Source organism: Dermabacter sp. (assembly GCF_032550575.1).
In the GTDB taxonomy this organism is placed as follows: domain Bacteria; phylum Actinomycetota; class Actinomycetes; order Actinomycetales; family Dermabacteraceae; genus Dermabacter; species Dermabacter hominis.
This window is the reverse complement of record NZ_JAWFZC010000001.1, coordinates 60,109-84,581: the sequence shown is the minus strand read 5'-3', so window position 1 is coordinate 84,581 and position 24,473 is coordinate 60,109. Positions and strand designations below refer to the sequence as shown.

The 24,473-nt window shown below is 62.7% G+C and carries 22 protein-coding genes; 6 read left to right on the top strand and 16 right to left on the bottom strand.

The features are described from left to right. Window positions 1–103: 103 nt before the first annotated feature. Genes E6X30_RS00395 through hrcA form a run of 3 tightly spaced genes read right to left on the bottom strand, consistent with a single transcriptional unit; the run spans window position 104 to window position 3,105 of the window. Window positions 104–895, bottom strand: a complete 792-nt coding sequence (locus E6X30_RS00395; RefSeq protein WP_016664461.1) for a 16S rRNA (uracil(1498)-N(3))-methyltransferase — start codon at window positions 893–895, stop codon at window positions 104–106. After that, the gene (gene dnaJ / locus E6X30_RS00390) at window positions 892–2,043 is read right to left on the bottom strand and encodes a molecular chaperone DnaJ (protein ID WP_016664460.1); all 1,152 of its coding nucleotides are present in this window, start codon (window positions 2,041–2,043) and stop codon (window positions 892–894) included. The genes E6X30_RS00395 and dnaJ overlap by 4 nt, the downstream gene beginning before the upstream one ends. 33 nt (window positions 2,044–2,076) lie before the next feature. Then, complete coding sequence (gene hrcA / locus E6X30_RS00385) at window positions 2,077–3,105, bottom strand: heat-inducible transcriptional repressor HrcA (RefSeq protein WP_016664459.1); 1,029 nt, start codon at window positions 3,103–3,105, stop codon at window positions 2,077–2,079. A 125-nt stretch (window positions 3,106–3,230) separates the two neighbouring features. Here hrcA and E6X30_RS00380 point away from each other — a divergent pair, with 125 nt between their 5' ends. Beyond that, complete coding sequence (locus E6X30_RS00380; RefSeq protein WP_316335516.1) at window positions 3,231–4,112, top strand: DUF3097 domain-containing protein; 882 nt, start codon at window positions 3,231–3,233, stop codon at window positions 4,110–4,112. 505 nt (window positions 4,113–4,617) lie between these two features. Here E6X30_RS00380 and hemW read toward each other — a convergent pair. Genes hemW through lepA form a run of 3 tightly spaced genes read right to left on the bottom strand, consistent with a single transcriptional unit; the run spans window position 4,618 to window position 8,411 of the window. Further along, a complete protein-coding gene (gene hemW / locus E6X30_RS00375) occupies window positions 4,618–5,802 on the bottom strand; it encodes a radical SAM family heme chaperone HemW (RefSeq protein WP_016664456.1) in 1,185 nt (394 codons plus the stop codon). Continuing rightward, window positions 5,786–6,559 carry an MOSC domain-containing protein gene (locus E6X30_RS00370; RefSeq protein ID WP_316335515.1) on the bottom strand — a complete coding sequence of 258 codons (774 nt, stop codon included), beginning with the start codon at window positions 6,557–6,559 and terminating at the stop codon, window positions 5,786–5,788. Before E6X30_RS00370 ends, hemW begins: the two co-directional genes overlap by 17 nt. Window positions 6,560–6,569: 10 nt before the next feature. Continuing rightward, window positions 6,570–8,411 (bottom strand): translation elongation factor 4, encoded by a 1,842-nt coding sequence (gene lepA, locus E6X30_RS00365; protein WP_259893390.1) that lies wholly within the window; start codon window positions 8,409–8,411, stop codon window positions 6,570–6,572. A gap of 121 nt (window positions 8,412–8,532) precedes the next feature. Here lepA and E6X30_RS00360 point away from each other — a divergent pair, with 121 nt between their 5' ends. Further along, window positions 8,533–9,135 carry a type II toxin-antitoxin system PemK/MazF family toxin gene (locus E6X30_RS00360; protein ID WP_316335514.1) on the top strand — a complete coding sequence of 201 codons (603 nt, stop codon included), beginning with the start codon at window positions 8,533–8,535 and terminating at the stop codon, window positions 9,133–9,135. 253 nt (window positions 9,136–9,388) lie between these two features. After that, window positions 9,389–9,655, top strand: a complete 267-nt coding sequence (gene rpsT, locus E6X30_RS00355; protein WP_016664452.1) for a 30S ribosomal protein S20 — start codon at window positions 9,389–9,391, stop codon at window positions 9,653–9,655. A 213-nt stretch (window positions 9,656–9,868) separates the two neighbouring features. Here rpsT and holA read toward each other — a convergent pair whose 3' ends face one another. Continuing rightward, window positions 9,869–10,858, bottom strand: coding sequence for a DNA polymerase III subunit delta (gene holA / locus E6X30_RS00350; protein WP_016664450.1), 990 nt, complete (start codon window positions 10,856–10,858; stop codon window positions 9,869–9,871). Window positions 10,859–10,957: 99 nt separating this feature from the next. On the opposite strand from holA, the gene E6X30_RS00345 reads away from it, so the two are divergent. After that, window positions 10,958–11,761 carry a sulfite exporter TauE/SafE family protein gene (locus tag E6X30_RS00345; protein ID WP_051120649.1) on the top strand — a complete coding sequence of 268 codons (804 nt, stop codon included), beginning with the start codon at window positions 10,958–10,960 and terminating at the stop codon, window positions 11,759–11,761. 19 nt (window positions 11,762–11,780) lie between these two features. Here E6X30_RS00345 and E6X30_RS00340 read toward each other — a convergent pair whose 3' ends face one another. From E6X30_RS00340 to E6X30_RS00305, 8 genes are all read right to left on the bottom strand, one after another. After that, window positions 11,781–12,479, bottom strand: coding sequence for a GntR family transcriptional regulator (locus E6X30_RS00340; RefSeq protein WP_316335513.1), 699 nt, complete (start codon window positions 12,477–12,479; stop codon window positions 11,781–11,783). An 81-nt stretch (window positions 12,480–12,560) separates the two neighbouring features. After that, window positions 12,561–14,831 carry a ComEC/Rec2 family competence protein gene (locus E6X30_RS00335; RefSeq protein WP_316335512.1) on the bottom strand — a complete coding sequence of 757 codons (2,271 nt, stop codon included), beginning with the start codon at window positions 14,829–14,831 and terminating at the stop codon, window positions 12,561–12,563. An 88-nt stretch (window positions 14,832–14,919) separates the two neighbouring features. Then, complete coding sequence (locus E6X30_RS00330) at window positions 14,920–15,756, bottom strand: helix-hairpin-helix domain-containing protein (protein ID WP_316335511.1); 837 nt, start codon at window positions 15,754–15,756, stop codon at window positions 14,920–14,922. A 94-nt stretch (window positions 15,757–15,850) separates the two neighbouring features. Further along, window positions 15,851–16,519, bottom strand: a complete 669-nt coding sequence (locus E6X30_RS00325; RefSeq protein ID WP_316335510.1) for a vitamin K epoxide reductase family protein — start codon at window positions 16,517–16,519, stop codon at window positions 15,851–15,853. Next, window positions 16,512–17,492, bottom strand: a complete 981-nt coding sequence (locus tag E6X30_RS00320) for an NAD-dependent epimerase/dehydratase family protein (RefSeq protein ID WP_316335509.1) — start codon at window positions 17,490–17,492, stop codon at window positions 16,512–16,514. The genes E6X30_RS00325 and E6X30_RS00320 overlap by 8 nt, the downstream gene beginning before the upstream one ends. Beyond that, the gene (locus E6X30_RS00315; protein ID WP_396334957.1) at window positions 17,489–20,152 is read right to left on the bottom strand and encodes an alpha/beta fold hydrolase; all 2,664 of its coding nucleotides are present in this window, start codon (window positions 20,150–20,152) and stop codon (window positions 17,489–17,491) included. The genes E6X30_RS00320 and E6X30_RS00315 overlap by 4 nt, the downstream gene beginning before the upstream one ends. Further along, a complete protein-coding gene (locus E6X30_RS00310; RefSeq protein WP_316335701.1) occupies window positions 20,146–21,171 on the bottom strand; it encodes a 3-oxoacyl-ACP synthase III in 1,026 nt (341 codons plus the stop codon). Before E6X30_RS00310 ends, E6X30_RS00315 begins: the two co-directional genes overlap by 7 nt. A gap of 114 nt (window positions 21,172–21,285) precedes the next feature. Next, window positions 21,286–22,257 carry a sugar phosphate isomerase/epimerase gene (locus E6X30_RS00305; protein WP_016664436.1) on the bottom strand — a complete coding sequence of 324 codons (972 nt, stop codon included), beginning with the start codon at window positions 22,255–22,257 and terminating at the stop codon, window positions 21,286–21,288. A gap of 82 nt (window positions 22,258–22,339) precedes the next feature. Here E6X30_RS00305 and E6X30_RS00300 point away from each other — a divergent pair, with 82 nt between their 5' ends. Both E6X30_RS00300 and pdxY read left to right on the top strand, forming a co-directional pair. Then, window positions 22,340–22,951 (top strand): thymidine kinase, encoded by a 612-nt coding sequence (locus tag E6X30_RS00300; RefSeq protein WP_016664435.1) that lies wholly within the window; start codon window positions 22,340–22,342, stop codon window positions 22,949–22,951. Window positions 22,952–22,992: 41 nt separating this feature from the next. Beyond that, window positions 22,993–23,847 carry a pyridoxal kinase PdxY gene (pdxY, locus tag E6X30_RS00295; protein ID WP_016664434.1) on the top strand — a complete coding sequence of 285 codons (855 nt, stop codon included), beginning with the start codon at window positions 22,993–22,995 and terminating at the stop codon, window positions 23,845–23,847. 220 nt (window positions 23,848–24,067) lie between these two features. On the opposite strand, the gene E6X30_RS00290 is transcribed toward pdxY, so the two are convergent. Continuing rightward, on the bottom strand, window positions 24,068–24,307 hold the full coding sequence (locus E6X30_RS00290; protein WP_016664433.1) for a hypothetical protein: 240 nt from the start codon (window positions 24,305–24,307) through the stop codon (window positions 24,068–24,070). Window positions 24,308–24,473: the final 166 nt, after the last annotated feature.

The following is a 24,473-nucleotide window of genomic DNA, read 5'->3' as shown; positions in this document are numbered from 1 at the left end:
TGTGCGCTGGTTCCACCAGTCTAGTAGTCGAGGGTACCGCGCGGCTTGTGCTTCCGACGCTCGCCGGCCGCGAGCCGTGAAGGCAGTTAGCATCGCGGTGGGGCTACTGCCACCGCCCGGTTACTGCGCACAGGGCCGCAAGAGCCGCGGGGCCCGCGCTCGAGGCCCGAAGAATCTCCGTGCCCAGAAGCGTCGGCGTGGCACCAGCGCGAGCAAACCGGTCGATCTCGCTGTCACTAATACCGCCCTCGGGCCCGACGATGACCCACACGTCGCGAGGAATGCCTTCTTGCGTACCCGCGGCATGATTGAGATCGCGTAGGTGTGCCCCGAGTCCTACGGTTGCACTCTCGTGCAGGGCAAGAACCGTCGATCCGCTGTCAACTGCACGCGCGATTTGGGCAGCGAGATCGTCACTTGTGACGACGGGCTCGAGCACGGGGATGCGTGCGCGACGAGACTGTTTAACTGCGGCGTTGATACGCGCACGCCACTTCTCAAGTCCCTTACCCTCTTTCGCACCTTTCCATTGGACGACGCTGCGATCAGCTTGCCAGGGAATGATGCGGTCAACGCCAAGTTCGGTCGCCATTTCAATCGCCGATTCGTCGCGGCCGCCCTTAGCGAGCGCTTGGACGAGCACAAATGTCGTCTCCGGCGCTGGCTCGTGCGTGGGCGCGCTGCACAGCTGAATGTCGAAGCTACTCTTCGAGACGTTCGTGACGGTAGCCTCCGCCTGGTGACCGTGCGTGTCCGTCAGGAGGATGCTCTCGCCCGGGCGAAGCCGCATGACGCGTGCCCCGTGGTGCCCTTCGTCCCCGCCGATCTCGATTGAGCTTCCGGCGGTGGCGCCCTCGAGAGTCCCCTCGAGGAGAAGGAAGTTCTTGAGGCTCACAGATCGCGGAATTTCTCGCGGAGTTTCGCGAAGACGCCGCCGTCGCTGTGCTGGGCGTTCTTCGCCGCTGAGCGAAGGTCGGGTTCGTTGCGCATCTCGCCAAACTTCGCGAGGAGATCCTTTTCGGCACCCGAGAGTTTCTTCGGGATCTCGACGCCCACCTCGATGAGGATGTCGCCGCGAGAGTCGCCGCGCAATGCAGTGACGCCGAGGTCGCGGAGCCGAATGACATCACCGGGCTGAGTTCCAGCCTTGATCTCGACCTCGCGCTCGCCGTCGAAGGTCGTGAGAGTGGCCTTCGTGCCAAGGGCCGCGGCAATCATGGAAATTGTGAGGCGCGCGAGCAGATCGTTGCCTTCGCGATGGAAGATCTCGTGCTCCTTGACGCGAACCTCGACGAAGAGGTCTCCGGCGGGGCCGCCAGCCTCACCCGCTTCGCCCTCCCCGCGAAGCTGGATGCGGCGACCTGTATCGATGCCCGCGGGAACGCGCAGCGTAATCGTGCGCTCCTCCTGCACACGGCCGTGCCCCTGGCACTCGCTGCAAGGATTCTCGATGATCGTGCCGTGTCCCTGGCAGGCCGAGCACGGCGCGAGTTGCACCATCTGACCAAGCAGAGAGTTCACCGTGCGCTGCACGTGACCGCTTCCGCTACAGACGGTGCACTTCTTCGTTCCCGTTCCGGGCTCACAGCAGTTACCGTGGCAGCGATTGCAGGTCACAGCCGTCGCGAATGTCAGCTCCTTTTCGGAGCCGAAGACGACGTCATCGAGCTCGAGTGTCATGCGTCGGAGGATGTCGTTGCCGCGCCGCTCGCGCGGGATCGGGCCACGCCCGCGTCCGCTCATTCCTGACGCACCCGCGAACACATCGAAGAGGTCGGAGAAATCGAACGTCGCTCCCCCGCCGAAGCCACCGAAGCCACCGCCCCCAAATGGGTTCTGACCGCCCATGTCGTACATTCGACGCTTTTCGGGGTTGGAGAGGGTCTCGTATGCCTGAGAGACCTTCTTCATTTGATCGGCTGCGGCTGGATCGGGATTGACATCGGGGTGCAGCTTGCGGGCCTTCTTGCGGTAGGCCTTCTTGATCTCGTCCGCGCTTGCGTCCTTTGAGACGCCGAGAATCTCGTAAAAGTCGTCGTTCACGAAGTGTGGTTCCTTGAGAGTTGGGTTCAGTTCTTAACCGATGAAACGGGAAATGTACCGCGCGACAGCGCGCACGGAAGAAATCGAGGTCACGTAGTCCATGCTCGAGGGGCCGAGGATCGCGATGCGCGAGGAGGGGGAGGCAGCGCCCGCCGTTTCGGTATAGGCGCTCCCCACGAGGGCCGCTCGCTGAAGGGCATCGCCCGAAACGCTACTGAGTTCCTCGCCGATCAACACATCGACCTCGCCGAAGTTCGAATGCATCTCGCCGAGGAGTCGAAGGAGCACGAGCTGTTCCTCGAGCAGGTCAAGCATCGGCCCGACCTCGCGAGAGAATTGCTCGCCTCGCGCAAGGTTCGAGACTCCGCCGACGATCATGCGATCCTCGCGGCGAGAGGCGAGCAGCTCACCGAGCGTGTCGAGCACCTCGGTCGCCGCCGCGCGGGTCAGTTCGGATTCCGCATCGAGCAGTGCCTCCAGATCCCCGCCCACGGAGGTCACGGGCCTTGACGTGCATACCCGATTAATGCGCTCGCGAAGCCTCTCGTAATAGGCGGCCTCTTGGGGATGTGTGAGCGAAATCGTCTGCTGATCCACGCGCCCCGCGTCTGTGATGAGCACGACGAGCAGGAGAGTCTCGGATGTCTTCACGAGCTCAACGTGGCGCACGTGTGCTTGTCGCAGCGCCGGGTACTGCACGACCGCCACTTGATTCGTGAGACGCGACAGCAGGCGCACCGTGCGCGAAAGAAGGTCATCAAGGTCGTGGGCGCCGTCGAAAAACGTCTGAATCGCGCGCCGTTCAGGAGCCGAGAGAGGCTTGACTTGCGCGACGTAGTCGACGAAAACGCGATAGCCCTTGTCGGTGGGAATGCGACCCGCCGACGTGTGGGGCTGCATAATGAGGCCCTCTTCTTCGAGCACGGACATATCGTTGCGTACGGTCGCCGCGCTGACGCCGAGTTCGTGCCGCTCGAGCAACGACTTCGAGCCCACCGGTTCGCGAGTCGCCACGTAATCTTCCACGATCGCGCCGAGGATGCTGAGCTTGCGCTCATCCATACTTCTCATCCTTTCGCGCGTTAGCAGTCACAGGCTTCGAGTGCCAATACTACGCGTAGTGCGCGACCCTTGCACGGTGTGGCGATCCCCTGTGAGCGAACACGCCCCTGGTAGCGTAAAGCGCCGTGAATATCGATCGATACGGCCACGACGTCCTTTCCGGTACCGGGGATGCCTTTCACCCGAAACGCCCCGCGAGCAGGGATGTCCCTGCCGAGCGCGGGCTCGTCGTCGAGGATGTGCAAACCGGCTGGGTCGGCGCCGTCACGCGCGTGGAGAAGTCGGGCGGTATCCACATCGTCGAACTCGAGGATCGTCACGGGCGCCTTCGCACGTTCCGCCTCGGCCCCGGTTTTCTAATCGATGGAAAGCCCGTTCGCTTGACCCCGCCAACGAGCGGCGGTCCGACGGCTGCTCGGCAAACGTCAGCCCCTAAACGAAGCGCGTCGGGCTCAACCTATGTCGAAGGGGCCCGTGCCCGCGTCGCGCGCGGCTCCCGGATTTGGGTTGAAGGCAAGCACGATGCGGAACTCGTGGAGAAGGTGTGGGGGCACGACCTGCGCATCGAGGGTGTCGCCGTCGAGATGCTCGATGGCGCCGATAATCTCCTCGAGCGCGTGCGGGCATTTAACCCCGCGCCGGGCCGCAAGCTCGGAATCCTCGTGGACCACCTCGTTCCCGGATCGAAAGAGACGCGGATCGCCGAGGCCGTCATGCGGGAGAAGGGCGTTGCGGGCAACGTGCTCATCCTTGGCCACCCGTACGTGGACGTGTGGCAAGCCGTGAAGCCCGCACGAGTGGGGCTTGAGAAATGGCCCCACATCCCCAAGGGAACCGACATCAAGGTGGGATCACTTAGGGCGCTCGGCCTCCCCGCCGAGTCCCAAGCCGATATCGCCGAGGGCTGGCAGAAGATCCTCTCTCGTGTGCGCTCGTACGCCGATGTCGAACCAACGCTCAGCGGGCGTATCGAGGAACTGATCGACTTCGTCACCGCCACTCACTGAATTGCATAGGGTGTGTGGGGGTTTGGGCACGAGGCCAAATCCGACGCTTACCTCGCCGGGGCTTAAGGGCCATCGGAAGCGTCGACTAAGCGGACGAGTCCCCGCTTCTGCCAAAAACCATGCGGTGCTCTGTATTCATTCAAGGTCCCGCCGTATGCCGCAACCGAGACATCGCGCACCGCTCTGACGGACGTCACGACTGCCCGGCCGCCTCTCCGGGCCCTCATCTGCACTAAACGTGATTCAAAGCACGCGATGGGTTCAGACAGGTGTAAGATCAGGCCATCCGCGACTTTCGAAAGCGTAGGAATCTCATGATTTTTAGGTCCGCGTGGTTTATGGTCATTTTCGTTGTTGTCGTGATGATCGTGGCGATCCTGCTTCTCGGCTTTCTAATTTTTACCGTTCTTCAACAATTCGTCGCCCGGAATAAGAAAGCGGACAACGAAAGTGATCAACATGAACCGTAGGGATCACCCGAGTCTCAGCCGCTTCAAAAGCGCTCTCAAGGCAAAACATCGCGCGTGATGGCATCGGCGATGAGCCGGCCGGCGTCGGAAAGCCTCACGATCCCGCTATCCCACGCACTCGCATCCAACCGCCCCGCTGCCACGTGCCGCTCGAGCACCTCGCGTGCCTCATCGCTCGAGGTGAGCGGATTACTCGCCGCGGAAAATCCTTCGCGAAGGCGCATCTCGAGCATGAGGCGTTCGAGCGCGCGATCCTCATCAGAGACCTGCTCGGAGCCATCCACGGGAAGCCGGTTCTGCGCAAGAGCCGCCGCGTAGCGCGAGGGGTGCTTGAGGTTCCACGAGCGGTAGCCGTCGCGGTGTCGATGCGCGCCGGGGCCGATCCCCCACCAGTCGCGGCCCCGCCAGTAGGCGAGGTTATGGCGGCACTGAAACTCCTCGCCGTGCGCGAAGTTCGAGACCTCGTACCACTCGAAGCCCGCGGCTCGCGTGCGGTAGGCGATGAGCTCGTAGGCATCGGCCATGAAGTCCGGATCGGGCTCGCTGAGTTCGCCGCGGCGCAGCTGGCGGGCCATTTTGGTGTTGCCCTCGACGATGAGCGAGTATGCGCTCACGTGGTCCGGCTGCATCTCGGTGATCGCGTCGATCGTGGTCTCGACATCCGCGAGGCTTTCCCCCGGCGTTCCATAGATCATGTCGAGGCTCACCTGCAGGCCTGCCTCCCGGGCCCACGCGACGGCCCGCGGGACGGACTCTGGGTTGTGGGTGCGGTCGAGGATCGCGAGCACACGCGGCACCGCCGATTGCATGCCGAAACTCACGCGTGTAAACCCAGCCTCGGCAAGTCGCATCAGGGAGTCTCGCGTAACGGAGTCGGGGTTCGCCTCGGTCGTCACCTCGGCGCCCGGGGCGAGAGGGATAAGCGAGTCGAGGTGGGCGAGCATGCGCGCCTGGTCATCTGCAGGCAGAAGCGTGGGGGTCCCGCCTCCGAAGAACACGGTGACCACGCGGTCGTACGTGAAGTCCGACGCTTGATCGTCTGCGAGTGTGAGCTCCATTTCGCGCATCGCATTGGCAGGATATTCGGCTTGCGATCCTCCCCCACCAAGCTCCCTCGCCGTGTAGGTGTTGAAGTCGCAGTAGCCGCAGCGCACCGCGCAAAACGGCACGTGAATGTAGACCGAGAGCCCTCGGCGCTCGGCGTTAGTTCCCGCGGCCATCGGTGATGAGCGAGGCGGGGAATTCAAAGGCGGTACCGGCGCCTTCAAGCGCCGCGAGGCACCCCCTTGCCATCGAGGTGTACACGGGCGTTTCCGTGTCGCGGGCCCAGCTCAAGAGTGCCTTGGCGCTCGTTGGATCGATCTCGCTCGAGAGACCGCGGAAGATCTCGCCTATGCTTACGCCGTGCTCGGGAACCGAAAGCACTTCGATTTCGTCACCCGGGCGCACAACGCCTTCCCGCACAACGCGGAAGTACGCGCCCGACTTGCCGTAGGCGTTGAAGCGGCGGCCCCATGCTCCTCGGGGCTCGATCCCAGCCTGATCGGCGAAGCGCCCCATCCACACGGCGAAAGTTTTGCAGGGCTGGCGCGGCACGCTCGCCTGAAGCTCGGCACCGCCAATCCGCCAGCGCGAGCCAATGACAACCTCGTCAGTATCAATGCCCTCCGTGACGAGATTTTCGCCGAAGGCACCGTCGGGCAAGCCGCTCAAACCTTCCCGGCGCGCAAGTTCGTCGCGGGTTTCGCGCGCGAAAGCGTACACGGCCTTGAAAAGACCGCCGTGGTGTTCGGTATCGCCCTGCACATCGCCAAGCACGCCGTGCGTAAGGAGCTTGATGCCCTCCGCGCGCGGGACCTTGTTGATCCCCGAGCGGATGCCCGTTTCCTCGACGTGGAAGAGTGATTCCACCGTGCACGTCGCAATCACGCGCGCGGGGCCTTGAGCGATAGCGACCGAAAGTGGTTCGACGTTCATGTTCGTCCCCTTACTTGTTTTTGCCGTCCGACGATCCGCCGTCCGAGCGCAGCGCCGCGATGAAGGCCTCTTGCGGCACGTCGACCGAGCCGATCGACTTCATGCGCTTCTTACCTTCTTTCTGCTTCTCGAGAAGCTTGCGCTTACGGGAGATGTCGCCCCCGTAGCACTTGGAAAGCACGTCCTTGCGGATCGCGCGAATGTTTTCGCGCGCAATGATGCGCGAGCCGATCGCCGCCTGGATCGGCACCTCGAACTGCTGGCGCGGAATGAGGTTCTTGAGCTTGCCAGCCATTTCCACGCCGTAGTGGTAGGCCTTGTCGCGGTGCACGATCGCACTGAACGCGTCCACGGTTTCGCCCTGGAGAAGCATGTCAACCTTGACCAGGTCGGCCGCTTCCTCGCCCTGAACGTCGTAGTCGAGCGAGGCGTAGCCCTTCGTACGGCTCTTGAGCTGATCAAAGAAGTCGAACACGATCTCGGCGAGGGGAAGAATGTAGCGGAGCTCAACGCGGTCTTCGCTCAGGTAGTCCATGCCCTTCATCGTGCCGCGCTTGGACTGGCACAGTTCCATGACGGTGCCCACGAATTCCTTGGGCACGAGGATCGTGGATTTCGCGACGGGTTCGCGGATTTCGTGGACCTTGCCCTCGGGGAAATCGGAAGGGTTGAGTACCTGGACTTCGGTGCCGTCCTCCATCGTCACGTGGTAGATCACACTCGGGGCGGTGGAAATCAAGTCAAGGCTGAATTCACGCTCGAGCCTCTCGCGCACGATTTCGAGGTGGAGCAGCCCGAGGAACCCCACGCGGAAGCCGAAACCAAGCGCGGTCGAGGTTTCGGGCTCGTAGTTGAGCGCGGCGTCGTTGAGTTTGAGCTTATCGAGCGCGTCGCGCAGCGCGGGGTAGTCGGAGCCGTCGATCGGGAAGAGGCCGGAGAACACCATTGGTTTGGGCTCGGAGTATCCGGGAAGGGCTTCTTCGGCACCTCGGAGCGCCGCGGTTACCGTGTCACCGACCTTCGACTGGCGCACGTCCTTCACACCCGTGATGAGGTACCCGACTTCGCCGGGCCCGAGGCCCTTGGTGGGCTTCGGTTCGGGAGAGATCACGCCGATCTCGAGAAGCTCGTGAGTCGCGCCCGTCGACATCATCTGGATCTTTTCGCGCGGGTCGAGCTGCCCGTCGACGACACGCACGTACGTCACAACACCGCGGTACGTGTCGTACACGGAATCGAAAATCATCGCACGCGAGGGCGCATCAATCTGCCCATGAGGCTTCGGGATCGTGCGCACGACGTGATCGAGAAGTGCCTCCACGCCCTCGCCGGTCTTGCCCGAAACCTTGAGCACGTCTTCAGGCTCGCAACCCACGAGCTGCGCGATTTCCGCGGAGTACTTTTCGGGATCAGCGGCGGGCAGGTCGATCTTGTTGAGCACCGGAATGATCTCGAGGTCGTTGTCGAGCGCAAGGTACAGGTTCGCGAGGGTCTGCGCCTCGATACCCTGCGCGGCGTCGACGAGCAGAATCGCGCCCTCGCAGGCCGCAAGCGAGCGCGAAACCTCGTAGGTGAAGTCCACGTGACCCGGCGTATCGATCATGTTGAGTGCGTACGCCTCGCCGTCCACAACCCACGGCATGCGCACGGCCTGACTTTTCACGGTGATACCGCGCTCGCGTTCGATATCCATGCGGTCGAGGTATTGGGCCCGCATCGCACGTTCGTCGACGACCCCGGTGAGCTGGAGCATCCTGTCAGCGAGGGTCGATTTTCCGTGATCGATATGCGCAATGATGCAGAAGTTACGGATCCTCTCCATAGAGGTCGCGGCTGGCTCAATCTCGCGCATGTTCGCGGGGGCGCTAGTCAACGGGAATCCTTTCGACGGGCACAGATGATTCCATTGTCCCATGCACGGACAGTTTTGGCTCGTTCACGCGGGCCCGCGCACGGGTTGATACGGTCACATCATGAGCCTTTTCTCCTCCCTCCGGTCCATCGCGGGCTCCCTTGCCCGCAACCGTCAGGTGCAACGCGCCGCCCGTCGCCTTGCGCGGGAGGGAGTGCGCTCGCTCGAAGGAAAAATGAAGGGTTCCGACGGTGGCCGGGCAAGCGTCGGGCCAGATTCGCACACCGATGCTCGCGCGAGCGACACCGGAACCGCTCTCCCCGACCGTGCGGGCGACGCTCCCCTGAACCTCACGTACGCCCCCGCCGCTGATGGCAATCCGGATCCGGGCGAAATCGTGTGGGCGTGGGTCCCGTTCGAGGAGGACCGCTCACAAGGTAAAGACCGCCCCGTTCTCGTGATCGCCGACGAAGGCGGCGGCGTAATCGTGGCGCTCATGCTCACCTCGCGCGATCGCGGCAAAGGCGATCACACCGATGAGCACGGCAATCGTTGGGTCGATATCGGCACCGGGTCGTGGGATTCGCGGCATCGCCCCTCCGAGGTGCGGGTCGATCGGCTCATTAGACTCGAAGCGGCGAAGGTGCGACGAGAGGGCGGCAAACTGGACAAAGCACGCTTTGAGCGGGTGGCTAATGCCACACGTGACTCGCATGGCTGGTGAGTTTTAACTCTGGGCTTTCACGCTTAGCGCTGGTAAAGTTGACGGCTGTATGTGTGAACATACTGCGCTGTGTGCGGCGCACTTTCGTCCCTTTCGTGTCTCTGGGGCAGAGTGCTGTATGCGCCGGCGTGAGTTTTTCCGTTCGTGATGCGAACGTTTGACGTCTCCAGGCGACACCCCACCGCCCGTCCCCGTCGAGCGCGAGCACCTCTCATGAGCGGCGTTTCACCTCAACATCTAGAAAAGGCACCTCGTGGCAAACATCAAGTCCCAGATCAAGCGCAACAAGACCAACGCGAAGGCTCAGGCACGCAACAAGGCGTACCGCAGCGAGCTCAAGACCTACGTGCGCAAGGTTCGCACCGCGGTCGCTGCCGGCGATGCGGAAGCATCGACCAAGGCTCTTCGTGAGGCTTCGCGCAAGCTCGACAAGGCTGTGTCGAAGGGCGTCATCCACAAGAACCAGGCTGCAAACCGCAAGTCGGGTCTCGCAAAGCTTGTAGCGACGCTCGAGAAGTGAGCATAGTTCTCACGTTTTAGTGTGACGGAAGGCCCCGCTTCGGCGGGGCCTTTTTCGTTGCCTTGTTGGCAATGGATCGACCCGTGCGTCGACCTTCCTAGCCGAAGATGATCAGCACCTGCGCGACGAGGTCCTTCGCGAACGACAGCACGAGAAGAAGCGTGAGAAGCGCACCACCCGCCACCCACAGAGCGGTTCTCCAGTCGAAACGATTCATGCCCGCCCCCTCCTCGCGCGCGAAATCTCAACGATAAGGCGTTGAAGCGCCCACATTGGGTCACGATCATTCCCCTTAACCGCGGCATCCGCGGCAGCGAGGGATTCGAACACCGAGGCGAGCGCTCGCTCCGAGTAGTGGCGGGCGAGCTGAGCGTTGTTGCGGAACATCCAGTCCTGCATGCCTGTGCTCTTTGCCGTCGCACCGGGAATCGCTGCCTGCGCCACCTGTCTGGCCTTGCGCACAATCGTCGCGACGATAGCAACGGGAGACAGCCCCGAGAGTTCGGCTTGGCGAAGCAGCACGAGCGCTTCGCGTTCTTTGCCGGCGAGGCAGGCGTCGGCGATCGCAAATCCCGTTGTCTCCGCGCGACCTGCCGTAAGGGCCTCGACGTGCCTGAGCGTGATGGGGCCGGCCTGCTGCCCCGGCTCGGGTTCGGTGTCGCGCATGAGTTGGGTGCTCACGGCCGCTAGTTCCATGAGGTCCGCCCCAAAGGCATCGACGAGGGCTTTAACCGCATCTGAGTTGACGCGGCGCCGCGCGCGTGAAAACTCGCTCATCGCGAAGGTCATCTTCGCTTTCGCGGTTTTGATCTCTGCCGCGTTCACCCACGGAGCGCCCGATTTCTTCACGGCGTCGAGGAGTTTCTTGGCGCGCTGATCACCGCGATTGATGAGCACGAGCGTGACGTCCTGCTCGGGACTCTGCACGTATTCCATAAGAGCGTTGATGAGAGGCTCCGCGCCGCGTGTCACCTCATCGATGATGACGAGGCGTGGCTCGCCGAAAAGCGAGGGGGCCGTGTATTGAAGGACGTCGCTCTTGGTAATTTCGGTTGAGGTGAAACGGTGGATCTCAAGATCGGCGTGGCGTTCGCGACTGAGCCGGACGATGCGTTCGAGCGCGCGCTGGGCGAGGAGCGCTTCCTTGCCCGCGATAAGCACAACGGGCGCGGGTTCGATACTGTGCCACTGGACTTCGGCCATGGAGAAAGTCTATCGACCACATCGCGAACGCTTTGCGCTTGACGCGAGGTCAGCGGCTACGGTGGCTCATGACATCTAAATGTATACAACAAACTGGAGGTGGAACCCGTGTTGGGTTTGAGCGCGCTGCTGCTGTTCGTCATGGGCATACTCGCGGGCATCGTCAATGCAGCCGTCGGATCCGGTTCTCTCCTCACCCTCCCCGTGCTCCTCGCACTCGGCGTCCCGCCCGGCGTGGCTGTGCGCACCAACACGATCGGAATGTCCTTCGCGACAATCGCCTCCGTCCTTGGCTTCCGCAAAGAAATCGCGGCAGAGAAGCGCCACCTCGCTCCCCTTTCTCTCACCACGATCGTGTGCGCGAGCGCCGGCTCGATACTGCTCCTCCTCTCCCCCTCGAGCGCTCTCGACATCGTCGTGCCCATTCTCATCATCGTTGCGCTCGCCCTCGTCATCGGTCAGCCCTACCTGACGGCGTGGCTCAATAAACGGCGCGAGGCCGATCCTGGCACGCAAACGGGCCCCGTCGGCGAGGCATACGAAAGTCCGTGGCTCGTCGCGCCCATGGGGGCGGCCGCCGTCTATGGCGGATATTTCACCGCTGCACAGGGCGTTCTCTACATGGGGATCCTCGGCATCGCCACGTCCCGCAGCATGAAAGACGTCAACCCGGTCAAGAACCTCATGCAGCTCTACGTCAATGCGACGGCCGCAATTGTCTACCTCGTGGCGTTTGTGTTTTTCGACGCGCACGTGTGGTGGGTTGGCGTCGTCATTCTCGCCGCGGGCGGGATGATCGGTGGCTATGTTGGCTCGCACGTTGCGAAGCGGCTACCGAACTCGGTATTGCGCGCGACCATCGTCGTCGTCGCACTCGTCGCACTCGTGCGACAGTTCGTATAGAAAAACGTGAGGGCGCTCGTTACCGATCCTCGTCGGCCAAACTCGAGAGGCTCGCGACGAAGGCGTCGCGCGATGCCTCCAGGTGGGCACGCATCCGCTCGTGCGCGCTGTGCGCATCCCCCGCGCGCACGAGGTCGTAAATCACTTTGTGCTGATCCCAGGCAGACGTGTCGCGCGTAACCGTGAAGCCACGATGCGCGCTATGAAGCCACTCCACGCGCCCGCCGATCTGCTGGAGAATGTGGCTCAGCACGGGACGCATGGCTAGATCCGCAAGTCCCTGGTGCACGCGGAGATTCGCCTCCGCGATTCCAGCACCGTCTCGATTCGCAAACGCCTCGTCGCCTTGCGCGAGGGCTTCCTCAATTTCCATGCACAGACGGCGCGAACGCTCGACGTGGGCAGCCCCGGGAGCGGAAAACTCGGCAAATCGCGCGGCTGCGTCCCGCACGAGTGAGGTTTCGAGGGTGATGCGGAGGTCAAACAGCTCGCGCGCATCGTCAAAGGGCGGGTGGGCCACGCGGGATCCGACGTTTGCCCGCGTATCAACGAAGCCCTCCGCCGTGAGGATGCGCAATGCCTCACGCACGGGGACGCGCGACAGCTCAAACTCCTTCGCCAAGGCAACTTCACGAAGCGGAGTGTCGGCCGCGTACTGGGCAGCGATAATTCGCTTGCGCAGGGTGGCGGTCACGGTCTTCGCCGCGGCATCAGACACGCAGAACTCCTTCGAAGATCAGCAGCGGAATCCCGCTACATAGGCATGAGCACAGGCCATGCTACATCGGCCTGTTGAGCGTCACTTCGTGCGCACCGTCCAGCCCGCGTCCGTTCTCGTCAACACCAGCATCCCCTCCTCGTCGGTACGCCTGAGCACTGCCCCTTGTCGCTCAAACATCGCGAGCGTCTTAGGGTGCGGGTGTCCGAACGAGTTCTCACCAACGCCAACGACGGCAATCGAAGCGTGCGCCGCATCGTAGAGCGCCGGCTCTTGGCGACGCGAGCCGTGGTGCGCGACTTTGACGAGCTCGACCGCCTCGACAGCACCAGATTTCGCTAGCACGGCTTGCGCATCAGGCTCTAGGTCTCCTAGCGTCAGAGCACTCCACGTGGGCGTTTTCACGAGCATCGAAATCGAACAATCATTGAGTGCCGATTCCTCTCCCCCGCCCTCGCCTGCCCCGAGGGCTCTCGCTTCCTCGGCTGAACGCGGCCACAGAACTTCGAGGGACAGCGACCCAACGGTTTCCGTACGAGGCGCGAGCACGGTGTCCACCTCAGTCCGAGGGAGCTTTGCTTTCGTCGAGGTATCCAGCGGGCACACCCACGCCTGCCGCGGCGTACGCTCCCCCGTCAACGCCGGTATTCCGCCGTCGTGATCAGCGTGAGGGTGGGTCACGACGAGGAGGTCGATCGCCCCGACTCCCGCACGGTCCAAACATCGGGCGAGCATGTTCGGGTCTGGTCCCGTATCGATGAGTACTGTTTTTCCCCCGGCGCGCACGAGCATTGCATCGCCCTGCCCCACATCGCACATCACGACATCCCAGTCTTCGACGTCCCCGGGGATCAGCGTGGAGACTCCTCCGAAAAGGGCAATCACTGTGAGGAATACGAGCGCCCAGCGCACCTCGCGGCGTGCACGCAACCACAGCGTGAGCCCTACGACGATGAGTACCCCTGCCGTGGCCAGTGCACCTCCCGCGCCGGCGGGCAACGCGATGTGCGCTCCCGGAAGCGCGGCACTCACGTGCGCAATGAGCACGAGAACGTGCGCTCCTGCCCCTGCGACGGCGAAGAATGGTACGCCGAGCGGCGCCCACACATGCGCGACAATAATGCCGACAAAACCGCTCACGGTTGCGGGCGCCACGACGAGTTCCGCGGCAATGTTCGCCGGCACAGCCCACACTGACGTTTCGGGAGCAAGCAGGAGCAGGACCGGCGTGCATGCTGCCTGGGCAACCGTCGGAACGGAAACCACAAGCGCGAGATTGCGAGAAATTCTCTCGCGACTGACCTGCCGGATAACCTCAGCAAGCGGAACCGAGAGCGCGAGAATAGCCGCCGTCGCGCCCACGCTGAGCACGAAGCCCACCTCTCCCACGAGCGCCGGATCCATGAGGCACCAGGCGAGAACGGTGAGTGCAAGCGCGTTGAGAGGCGGCGTGCGGAAACCCGCATAGCGTCCAATCATGAGAGGAACGGCCATGAGTGCGGCTCGCAGCAAGCTGGGCTCCGGGCCCACCGCAGCCACGTACACGGCGATCCCCGCAGCCCCCGCTAAGACGCGCGCTTTGCGGCGCACGCCCACGGCAATCAGTGGCAGCGTGACAAAAGCATAGGTCAAAGCAATATTTGCACCCGAGGCAGCAACGAGATGCGTGAGCCCGGAGGTCGCCATATCGTCCTTCACCTCTCTGGCAAGGCCCGCCGCGTCTCCGAGGGTCATGCCCACGACGAGCGATGCTTCATTGGCAGGCAAAAACGAGGAGGCTAGCCGTACAACCTCTTTTCGCTCTTCTCGCCAGGAGTCAAGGACACGCCCTACGGCGGCCATCACCCCCTCATCCTCAGCAGGTCGTGGCGGCTCCTGCTCCCATTCGGCAATCTCAAGAAAGAGCGTGGAGCCATCCTTATCGGCATACCCCCGCGCCCGAAGCATGTCCCCACGTTCAAGCGAGAAAGGATCGCCCCCACGCGTGTGTTTCGACCAGGTGAGCACGATTCGCGTCTGCCTCGAAATCGCTTTGTCTCCTGCACCGACCGTGATCTTCGAGAGTTCGGGCTGGCTCGATGCACGTGCAACCGTCGTATCCCACGCGGCACCTCGCGCGGGCTGTGACGGTGACTCGCGAAGCGTCACCACGACCTCGCTCACAACGTTTCTTTCGCGAAGAGCCTCATCGAGACTCAAGTGATCGTTGTACACGCGGGCAACCGGCCCTGCGACTGCTGCACCGAGAAGAACAGCAAGCAGTGCATGTGCCCGCAGGCGCTTCTCTCGCACTAGGGCCAGGAGAAGCGCGGGGATCACGACGGCGAGAAGCACGACAGGTCCGAGAGACACGCTCGCAATGGTTGCCGGCCAGAGCACAGCGGCGTGTGGGATGAGGCTCAGCCCCCTCACGGGCCTCACACCACACCCGTTCACGCCCTCAGATACTGATGCGCTCACGAAGCTTCTCGAAGATGGCAGGACCGATCCCCTTGACGTCCTGGAGCTGCTCGATATTCGAAAATGGGCCGTTGGTTGTGCGATGCTCAACGATTCTTGCGGCAATTGCGGGGCCCACACCGGGAAGCTCGTCGAGCTCGCTTTCGGAAGCTGTGTTGATGTTGACGAGAGCGCCGTCCCCACCGGCCTCCGCTCCTGGGGCCGAGGGAGCAGACTCGGCCTCTGTCATAGGGTTCGCGATTTCCTCGGGGATCTCTTCCCCCTCGCGAGGCACATATACCTGTTCACCATCGCTCACGACGCGTGCGAGGTTAATTCGGCGAAGATCGGCGTCCTCGGTTGGTCCGCCCGCAGCCTCGAGAGCATCGCCGACGCGCGCATCTGACGGAAGTTCGACGAGCTTCGGTTGCCTCACTGCCCCCACGACGTGAACCACCACCGTCTGCTTACCGGCAGCGGGAGCGTTCGAAGACCCGGGCGCCGGAGCAGTAGAGGCGGGTGAGGATGCTTCCGGCGCCGACCCCTCGGCGATCGCCGTCGTTACTTCCGGTGCCTCCTCGAGAGGCTGCGCGTTGACTGCGACCCTGTCGTCACTCGGCGTCATCGACGTAGCCATGTGAGCCCCGCCGAGCACGAGCGCCCCCGCGGTAAGGATCCCGAGTATGACGCGCGGGTCCTTGAGTGCTGACCATCGAGGACCCCGCTGCCCGCCGGATCCTTCGCGTGACCATTCCTCAAGATCGTCCCACGAGCGTGTGTTCACACTCGTTCGTGCATCTGCGCGGTGTCGCCTCTCGCGCCCCGTCGAACTGTTCATAGCCTCCACGCTAGGAACGAGGAGCGCCCACGAAAAAGCCCCGGCGATCCACTGGGGACAACCGGGGCTTGTGGAGCCTAGAGCGCGACGGGGCCTAGAAGAACATCGCCTGCCATTCGGGCAGGAACACAAAGAAAGCCGCCACAATCACCACGGCGTACCACGCGAGAGAAAGCGCGATCCACGAACGCAGCACGGTGCGCACGAGCCCGCGCGCCTCGATAATGCCCTCCTCCACGAGGAAGGTCACGAAGGACCAAAACATGGGTGGCACAACCGCCCACACTAGGAGGCACCACGGGCACAGGGCGTGAATCGCAAAAAGGGCATTGCTCGAGAGCCACAGAATGAAGGCGAACGCAAAGGCGAGCCCTCCGAACGTCGCCCACTGGAACCAGCGCGGAAGCGCAAGTCCCGAAAGGTGCAGTGCGCCGACAACACCCATGATCGAGAATCCCATGAACCCGAGGTACATGTTCGGAAAACCGAACGTCTGGGCCTGCCACGTTTGGATAAACGTGCCGCACGAGATGAATGGGTTGATATCGCAGGCCAGTGACGCATTCGCGTCCGTCAGGATCGCGAGCTTATCTTGCATAAGCGCGAATGACGCGACGATCCCGAGGACAGACCCGATGAGCAGCACGAACCCAACGGTGCGCTGAGAAGCTCGAGGCTTCGCGTCTTGTTCAGCGCGAATCTGAGCATCAATGGCCGCAATATCCTTCTCGCCGTAAGGAGAAGTCGTTAAATCTTCAGTCACGAGCCTTATCGTAATACGCTTTGAGCTTCGCGAAGCCTTCGTCCATACTTACGCGCGGCGTCCACTGCAAACGCTCGCACGTACGTCGCTGATCAAACCAATGCGCTGTCGACAGCTGCTCCGCGAGAAACTCGGTCATGGGCGGCTCATCGTAGCCGGGCCGCAACTCCCACGCCTTCTCGATCACGCGACCCGCAGCGCGTGCGAGCGGGCCGGGAACCGTGATTCGCGGGCGCGAGACACCGGCCGCATCGCACAACCCCACCACGAAGTCGCGAACCGTGCGCGGCTCGCCATTCGTAATCACAAAGCTCTCTCCGTGCACGTCCTCGATGCGATCGAGTGCCGCGACGAATGCCTCGGCGGCGTTATCAATGTAGGTGGTGTCAATGAGCGCCATGCCGCGGTCGAGAAGGGGCATCGTCCCCTTGCGGCCACGCTCGACGATGCGTTCCACGAGCTGGGTGTCACCGGGGCCCCACACGATATGCGGGCGCAAAGTCGTGACGAGAATGCCATCGTTGCCGTCTGCCTCCATCGCCACGAGCTCAGCGGCGGCCTTCGTGCGGGCGTAGGGCCCGCGGGCGCGCGTAGGCTCAGGGGCGGTCGCGTCGAGCCCGACGATAGCCTCGCCAAAGTGGGCGACAGACGGCGAGGACGTGTTGACGAGCTTCCCGCCGCCCTGAGCGCGAAGCGCATTCACCACGTTGCGAGTGCCCTCGATGTTGATGGCGCGGTATTCCTCCTCCGGACCCGAAATGGAAACCTTCGCCGCGAGATGAACGACCGCGTCGTTGCCGTCAACGGCACGGCGCACCTGGTCCGCCTCAGTCAGCGAGCCGCACACGTCGGTGATGCCTTCAATCCCCGCGGGGCGGCGCTGGAACGCACTCACCTCATGGCCCGCATCGCGAAGCCGCTTTGCGACCTCGCCGCCGAGCATGCCGCTCGCACCGGTCACGAGAACCTTCACAGCGCACTCCTTTCACCGGCCAGCTCGCGCGCGGCCCACGCGCCCAGGCGAGCTCGTTCGATTTTCGAGTTATGCCGGATATCAGTGGGAAGGGTCGTCGTCTCGAACGCCGCGGTCACAGCGATGCCGGTAGCTGCCTCAACCGCCTCGCGGATCGCCGCCTGGCGCTCCGGAGTCGCAGGCTTCGGCGTCTCCCCCTTCCCGGGGCGGAACGTCGCCGGATCCTCATACACGACAACGACCTGCTGAGTTCCCGCAGGGCCGACACCGCACACACCCGCGCGGCGCACGAAATCGAGGCTCTCCGCCGCCTTCTCGATCTGCACGGGCGTCACGGGGCCCGCCGCAGTCGTGACCACGTGTGCAAGGCGCCCCTCAACCCACAGGCGGCCCTCGGCATCGAGCTGACCGACATCTCCCGTCGCGTGATAGCCCTCGCAGCGCATCGACTCTCGCGTCGTATCCCACAGCATGAGGTAGCGGTCGCGAACGTGCGCGGCACGGACCATAATCTCGCCGACAACACCGGGCTTAGTGGTGACCGTGGAGGCTGCGCGGCCATCGGACTGAAGCGGCGCGATTGCGAGCTCCACACGCGGGACGGGCGCACCCACGCACACGCCGCTTCCCTCACCAGCGGCTTCAATTCCCTCGAGGTCGATCGCCGCGACCGCAAGGCACTCGGTCATGCCGTAGGGCGAATACGAGTGCGCGTTCGGGAGCACATCGCGTAGCGCGCGAAGAAGCGGCGCGGGAATTGGTGCCCCCGCGCTAAAGAAGCTCGGCACTCGCGAAAGTGCCTCGCGCTGGCGCTCATCGAGCGTGCCAGCCGTGTCGATAATGTTTTGGAGCGCAGCCGGAGCAGTGAAGACTGCCGGCGAACCGAGCTCATCGACGGCATCGGCGAGGGCGCTCGCGGTGAGCTCGCCGGGGCGCGTCACGTCCATCTCGGGCACAATGCTCGGCGCACCGAGGGCCGGGCCCAGCAGTGCAAACGGCGCGAATCCGGCAACGAGCCCGCGTTCAGGACGCAGCTGAAGGGTGTCCCCCACCGCCGCGAACATCGCGCTCGCCTGCCGATGCGTGTACACGGCCCCCTTCGCGGGGCCGGTCGACCCCGATGTAAACAGTACGAGCGCATCCGCATCGGGATCGATGTCGGACCATTCATCGCCGCCACCAAGAGCGTGAATCTGCTCGCCCTCGCGCATGAGCTCATCGATCGACGTGCTTACACCAAACACAGCGCGATCGATCGTGGGCAGTGTGCGCACGGAAATACGTTCACCCGGCCAACCGAGTGCGCGGGCTCCCGCAAGAGCCGTAGGGATACCCACGACGTAGTCGATGTGGGCGCCCACAATTGCGCGCGTGAGGCCCTTAACCCCCAGGCCTGCATCGGCGACGACGGCAATCGCGCCGATCCGGAGGCACGCATACAGCACCGCCGTGAGGTCGGCGCCTGGCGTCACGAGAACGCTCACACGATCACCGGCCTTGATGCCATGCGCGCGCATGCCACTCGCAAGCTGCGATACTCGCTTTTCAAGAAGGCTCCACGTAATCGTGCGCGGGCCCTCGGCGAGCATCTCGACGACAGCGGGTTCATACGCCGTCGTCGGATCGTTTGCGCGCTCAGTAATGAGCGAGCCGAGACGTCGGTACTCGGGCTGTTCGGCAAAGCTCGAGACCGAACGCTCACGGTGATCGGCGCCGTTGATGAGCCGTTCCTCAAGCCAGCGCCGCACGAGCGGGGCGACGGGCGCGTCGTCCCACACGAGATGCGATGCGCCTTCGAAACGATGCACATCGGCATGCGGGACACGTTCAAGAAGATCGCGAAGGTATCGGTCCGAAAAGACAACATCGCGCGGCCCCCACACCATGAGGGTGGGAACGTCCATGCCCTTGAGGCCCTCCGCAAGGCGCTCAAGGGTCGCGCGAGAGGGGTGCTCCGCGCTCGCCGGAATATCGGCGACGAAGGTTTCGATGCCCCGACGGCGCGCTCTCGACCGATACGGCGCGTAGTAGCCCTCCCGCACCTCGCGCGGCAGCGGCGGCTTAGAGAGATTCACGGTCGTGCGAAGGAACGCATCCGTGCGCGACGTCGAGAACGGCAGAAAACCGGGGGCCGTTGCGAGTTGAAGTGAAGCCGGGAGCGACTCGCCAAGTTCCTGATGAATAGCGGTGTTCGTGAGCACCATGCCGATCACGTCGTGACGGTTGTCGAGGGCCCAGCCGATCGACACAATGCCGCCCCAATCGTGCCCCACCGTCACGACGTTGCCGGAAAGGCCGAGTGCATCCGTGAACAACGAAAGATCGGTAATGCGATCCTGCAAGCGTCGCTCTCGTCCCGTGCGTTCCGAGTAGCCCATCTCGAGCTGGTCAACGGCAACGACACGCCAACCCGCTTCGAGCATCTCCTCGTTGAACAGGCTGCGATAAAGGAAGGAGTAGGTGGGGTTGCCGTGGACGCACAGAAGCGTGCCCCGGGGCTCAATGCCTCGCTCGGCAAGCTGACGGTCGTTATCGAGGTAGTGCCAGCGGCGCATATCGCCGAACGAGTCCCGCACGTTGAGCGTGTGGTGCAGTTCAGGCTCAACCCCGGGAAGATCGGGAACGTCCTGCACGTCCTGGAAGGTCTTCGCGCTCACCACTGGACCTCCATCATCGCCGTGTTCAATCCCGAGCCGACCCCGAGGAGCAAAAGTTCATCGCCCTTCCCAAAGCGATCCTGGTTGAGGGCAAGAGTGAGCGGAACGGCCTCCGCGGCAATGTTGCCAAGTTCGGGGAAGGTCACCGGAATGATCTCGGGGTTGATTCCCATAGCCTTCGCGAAGGCACGCGTGTACACCATCGACACCTGATGGGTGATGTACCACTGCTTATTCGAATAATTGCGACCGCTTTCCTCGGCGGCGCGCCACGTTTGCGTCACGAGCTCGAGGCCGTTTTCAAGGAGACCGGCCGTATCGGTACGCATATCGTCCATGTTGCCGATGCAGAGCTCGTGGTGCTCGGTGCCCGCACGCGTTTGCGTGTGCACGATCCGGTGGCCATCCGGGTGTTTATCGAAGCGCCCCACAACGGCCGCAGCAGCGCCCGAACCGAGCGTGAGCGACGCAAACTGGTTATTGAAATCCTGGCGCGTCGAGTTCTTGTCGTTCAAGCGCGCAATGGTGCGCCGCTGAACTTCCTCGACATCCTCCGCGCCCACGATGAGTGCGTAGTCGATTTGACCGGCATCAATAAGGCCGGCGGCGAGGGTCATCGCATTCACAAAGCCGAGGCACGCGTTCGTGATGTCAAAGTTCATGCACGAGGCGGGCATACCGAGCGCCGCGTGAATATGGGCACTCATCGCCGGCTCGAGATGCTGACGCGAAACGGAAGCGTTGATGAGGACCCCGACGTCCTCGCGCGTAATGCCCGCGCTCGCCATCGCACGCTCAGCGGCAATCACGGCACCCTGTTTCCAACCGTTTTCCGGGTCTTTCCACCATCGCCGCTCGTACACACCGGCCACGCGTTGAAGCGTGCCCTTCGGCAAGCGAAGTCGCTTGCGGGCCGGTGAAAGCATCTCGTCGATCGAGTCAGAAGTGACGGGAACCTGAGCTTCCACGGCGGAAACGGAGAGAATGGCGGCGTTTTTATGGTCAAACGCGGTGTTGGGAATCACTACTACTATTCGCTTTCGGTCTCGGTTCGCGCCTCTCAAAGCGCCCCATTATTGTCCACCGAAGCACTGGAGATTTGGTGAAAAAGTGACCAGTTCAAAGGGCTTTGGCGCTCAAACGTGACTGAGTTCTCGGCGCGCAACGACGAGCGAACGTTCGATAGGGGCGAGCTTCGCGTCGAAGTTCCGGCTCGTGCCCGTCGCGATCTCCACGATGACAGACCCGCCCCATCCACGACGCGCGAGCCTCTGCAGAATCTCGGCAACCGGCTGATCCCCCTCGCCCGGCACGAGGTGTTCATCGCGCAGCGTGTGGCCTGAACCGTCGGTGAGGTGGAGGTGGCTGAGCCGATCCCCGACACGTTCGATCATCGCGAGGGCATCATCACCCGCGGTTGACGCATGAGAGAGGTCGATCGTCAGGTGGGCGTAATCCTCATCGGTCGGGTCATGATCCGGGTAATACGGAAGGGCCTCGCGCACCCCGAGGCGCCACGGATACATATTCTCGACGGCAAGCGCGATCCCGTAGCGCTCTTCGAGCTCGGCAACGATCTCCACGAAGTTCTTGGCGTAACGCCCCTGCCATCGGAACGGCGGGTGGGCGACAACCGTCGGAACCCCAAGATCCACCGCGAGGCGCATCGTGTCCTCAAGCTTCTTTTTGGGGTCGAGACCACCTGCGAACTGCAAAAAGAAGAGAGTCGGTGCGTGAAGCGACAAAATCGGCAGGTCGTACACACGCGTGAGGGTCTCAAGGCGCATGGCGTCACGGGTAGCCGGATCGAGCGAACACATGACCTCGACGCCGTCATAGCCCGTTTCCCGTGCCGCCTTGAATGTGTCTTCGAGGCCGAGCGGGAACAGCGACGAAGTGGAAAGCCCAATGGGAATCGTGCGACCAGCGCAGGTTCTCGGGTGTGCGGCTTCGCTTGTTTCAGTTCGGCCCGCCCCATCATTGGAGTGAGAAGCGCTGGGTCCGACGCCTGCTCGGCTCCTCTCACGCCACGCTCTCGAGTTTTTTCTCGCCTGGTTCTTACGGGTGAAGACCTTTCGGCCGTTGCCACTTTTGTCGCTTGTCGTCACGCCTTCACGCTAGCAAGGCCAGGTGCACTAAGGTTGTGGAGGATATATTCACGCGCGCCGAAGGGATGCTCAGGAGGAACCGATGGCTAAGCTCCACTTCAAATACGGCGCGATGAACTCGGGAAAATCCGACACCCTTATCAAGACGGCCTACAACTACGAGGAACGCGGCCTCGGCACCATTACCGTCAAGCCCGCTGTCGATACGAAGGGCGAAGACTGGGTGCTCGCGCGCGGAGGCGCGAAGCGACGGGTCGATGTTCTCATTGAGTCCGGGCACGACCTTCGCGAAGAAATCAAAGCGTTCATCGCTGCTCGCCCTGAGCGAAACTTTCATGTCGTTCTCGTCGATGAGAGCCAATTCCTGGACCGCGATCAAATCGACCAGCTGTTCCTCGTCGCCAAGAACGACCAGATCTCCGTCATCTGCTACGGGCTTCGCACCGACTTTCTCGCCTGTCAATTTCCCGGCTCGTCGCGCCTGTTCGAGCTTGCCGACAACTTCGAGAAACTCCCCACGATGTGCCGCTGTGGGTCGCAAGCCGAGTTCAATTGTCGAAGCGTGAACGGCGCGTTCGTGTTCGAAGGCGACCAAGTAGCGATCGATGGCGCGGGCCGCGTGACCTACGAGTCGCTGTGTGGCACGTGCTACCTCGATGAGAAAGCTCAAGCGCTCGGCCCCGCTCTCTTCTAAACACCGATGTTTCCCGTTCCCAAGCCGTCAAGGAGTGACGCATGAAAATTCTGTCGATCCAATCTGCCGTGGCCTACGGCCACGCGGGCAACTCCGCGGCGGTGTTCCCGCTCCAGCGTCTCGGCCACGAAGTGTGGCCCGTAAATACAGTTCTCTTCTCCAATCACACTGGCCACCCCACATTCCGTGGCCCCGTGATCGACGCGAAGGACGTACACGAGGTCGTTCTCGGCATCGAAGAGCTCGGCATCCTCGGCGAAGCCGACGCTGTTCTCAGCGGTTATCAGGGCTCCGCTGCCGTCACTGACGTCATCCTCGATGCCGTTGAGCGCGTCAAGAAGCACAATCCACGCGCCGTGTATATCGCCGACCCAGTGATGGGCAATGCGGGCGAAGGTTTCTACGTGGATTCCGATATCCCGCCGCTCATGGCGAACAAGGTTGTTCCGGCCGCGGAGGTGCTGACTCCGAATCACTTCGAGCTGGGCGTGCTCACGGACACCGATGTGTCCACTCTCGAGGGCACCCTCACTGCTGTCGAACAACTGCGCGCCGAGGGCCCCGACACCGTTCTTGTCACGAGCGTACTCACCGATAAAACCACGCCCGGCACCCTCGAACTTCTCGTGGCCGATTCTTCCGGCGCTCACCTTATTTCGACACCGCGCCTGAAGCGCAAGGTTCACGGCAGCGGCGATGTGACGACGGCTCTTTTCACGGCACACTTGCTTGGCGGCGCCGGCCCCGTTGAGGCGCTCGAGAAAACTGCCGCGTCGGTGTTCGAGCTCATCGACCGCACCCTCAAAGTGAATGCACGTGAGCTCTTGATCGTCGAAAGCCAGGACGCGTTCGTCAATCCCGACACGAAATTCAAGGCCCACCCCCTCCCTCACTGAATTCCATAGGGGTTGTGGGGGTTTGAATCCACAGGGTTTAGGGGATATTGGATCCTAGGTCGTTTCGGCTTTGACTCTATAGGGTCCTGAAGCTTTGATTCCAGCGCACTTGCGCGACATACGCCGCGTCATGAGGGTGGAGAAAAACGGCGAGAGCATTTCCGAAACGGTGCCGCCTGATTTTTCCCGACCCTTGCCTTGCCCCACGGGAGGCTAATTTTTAGTTCTTCTTGCGCGGTTTCGTTAACGTTTTCTTCTCCGCGTCCGGGTTCAACGGCCCCAGCGTTTCCTTACCCCGCTGGGGAATACCGAGATACTCCGTTGGCTCTTCATCCCCCACAAGACGCGCCTGCCGAAGATCCGAATACATCCACTTCGGTTCAGACCTCACCTGCACAGTGCCATCAATCGGCTGCCACGCACCCCCACCAACCGAAAACTCCCCACTAAAAACCGTCACCAACGACACCTCATACCACCCCTCAAACGCATACCCAAATGAGCGCCACGCTCGTAGTCACTGGCCTTAGGCGCCGTGAACAGGGAGTGACGCGGACCTCTCTCGCAGTAGACATAACTATACTATCCATCAGGTACAGTTACGTTGTTCACGATTAGGGAGACGC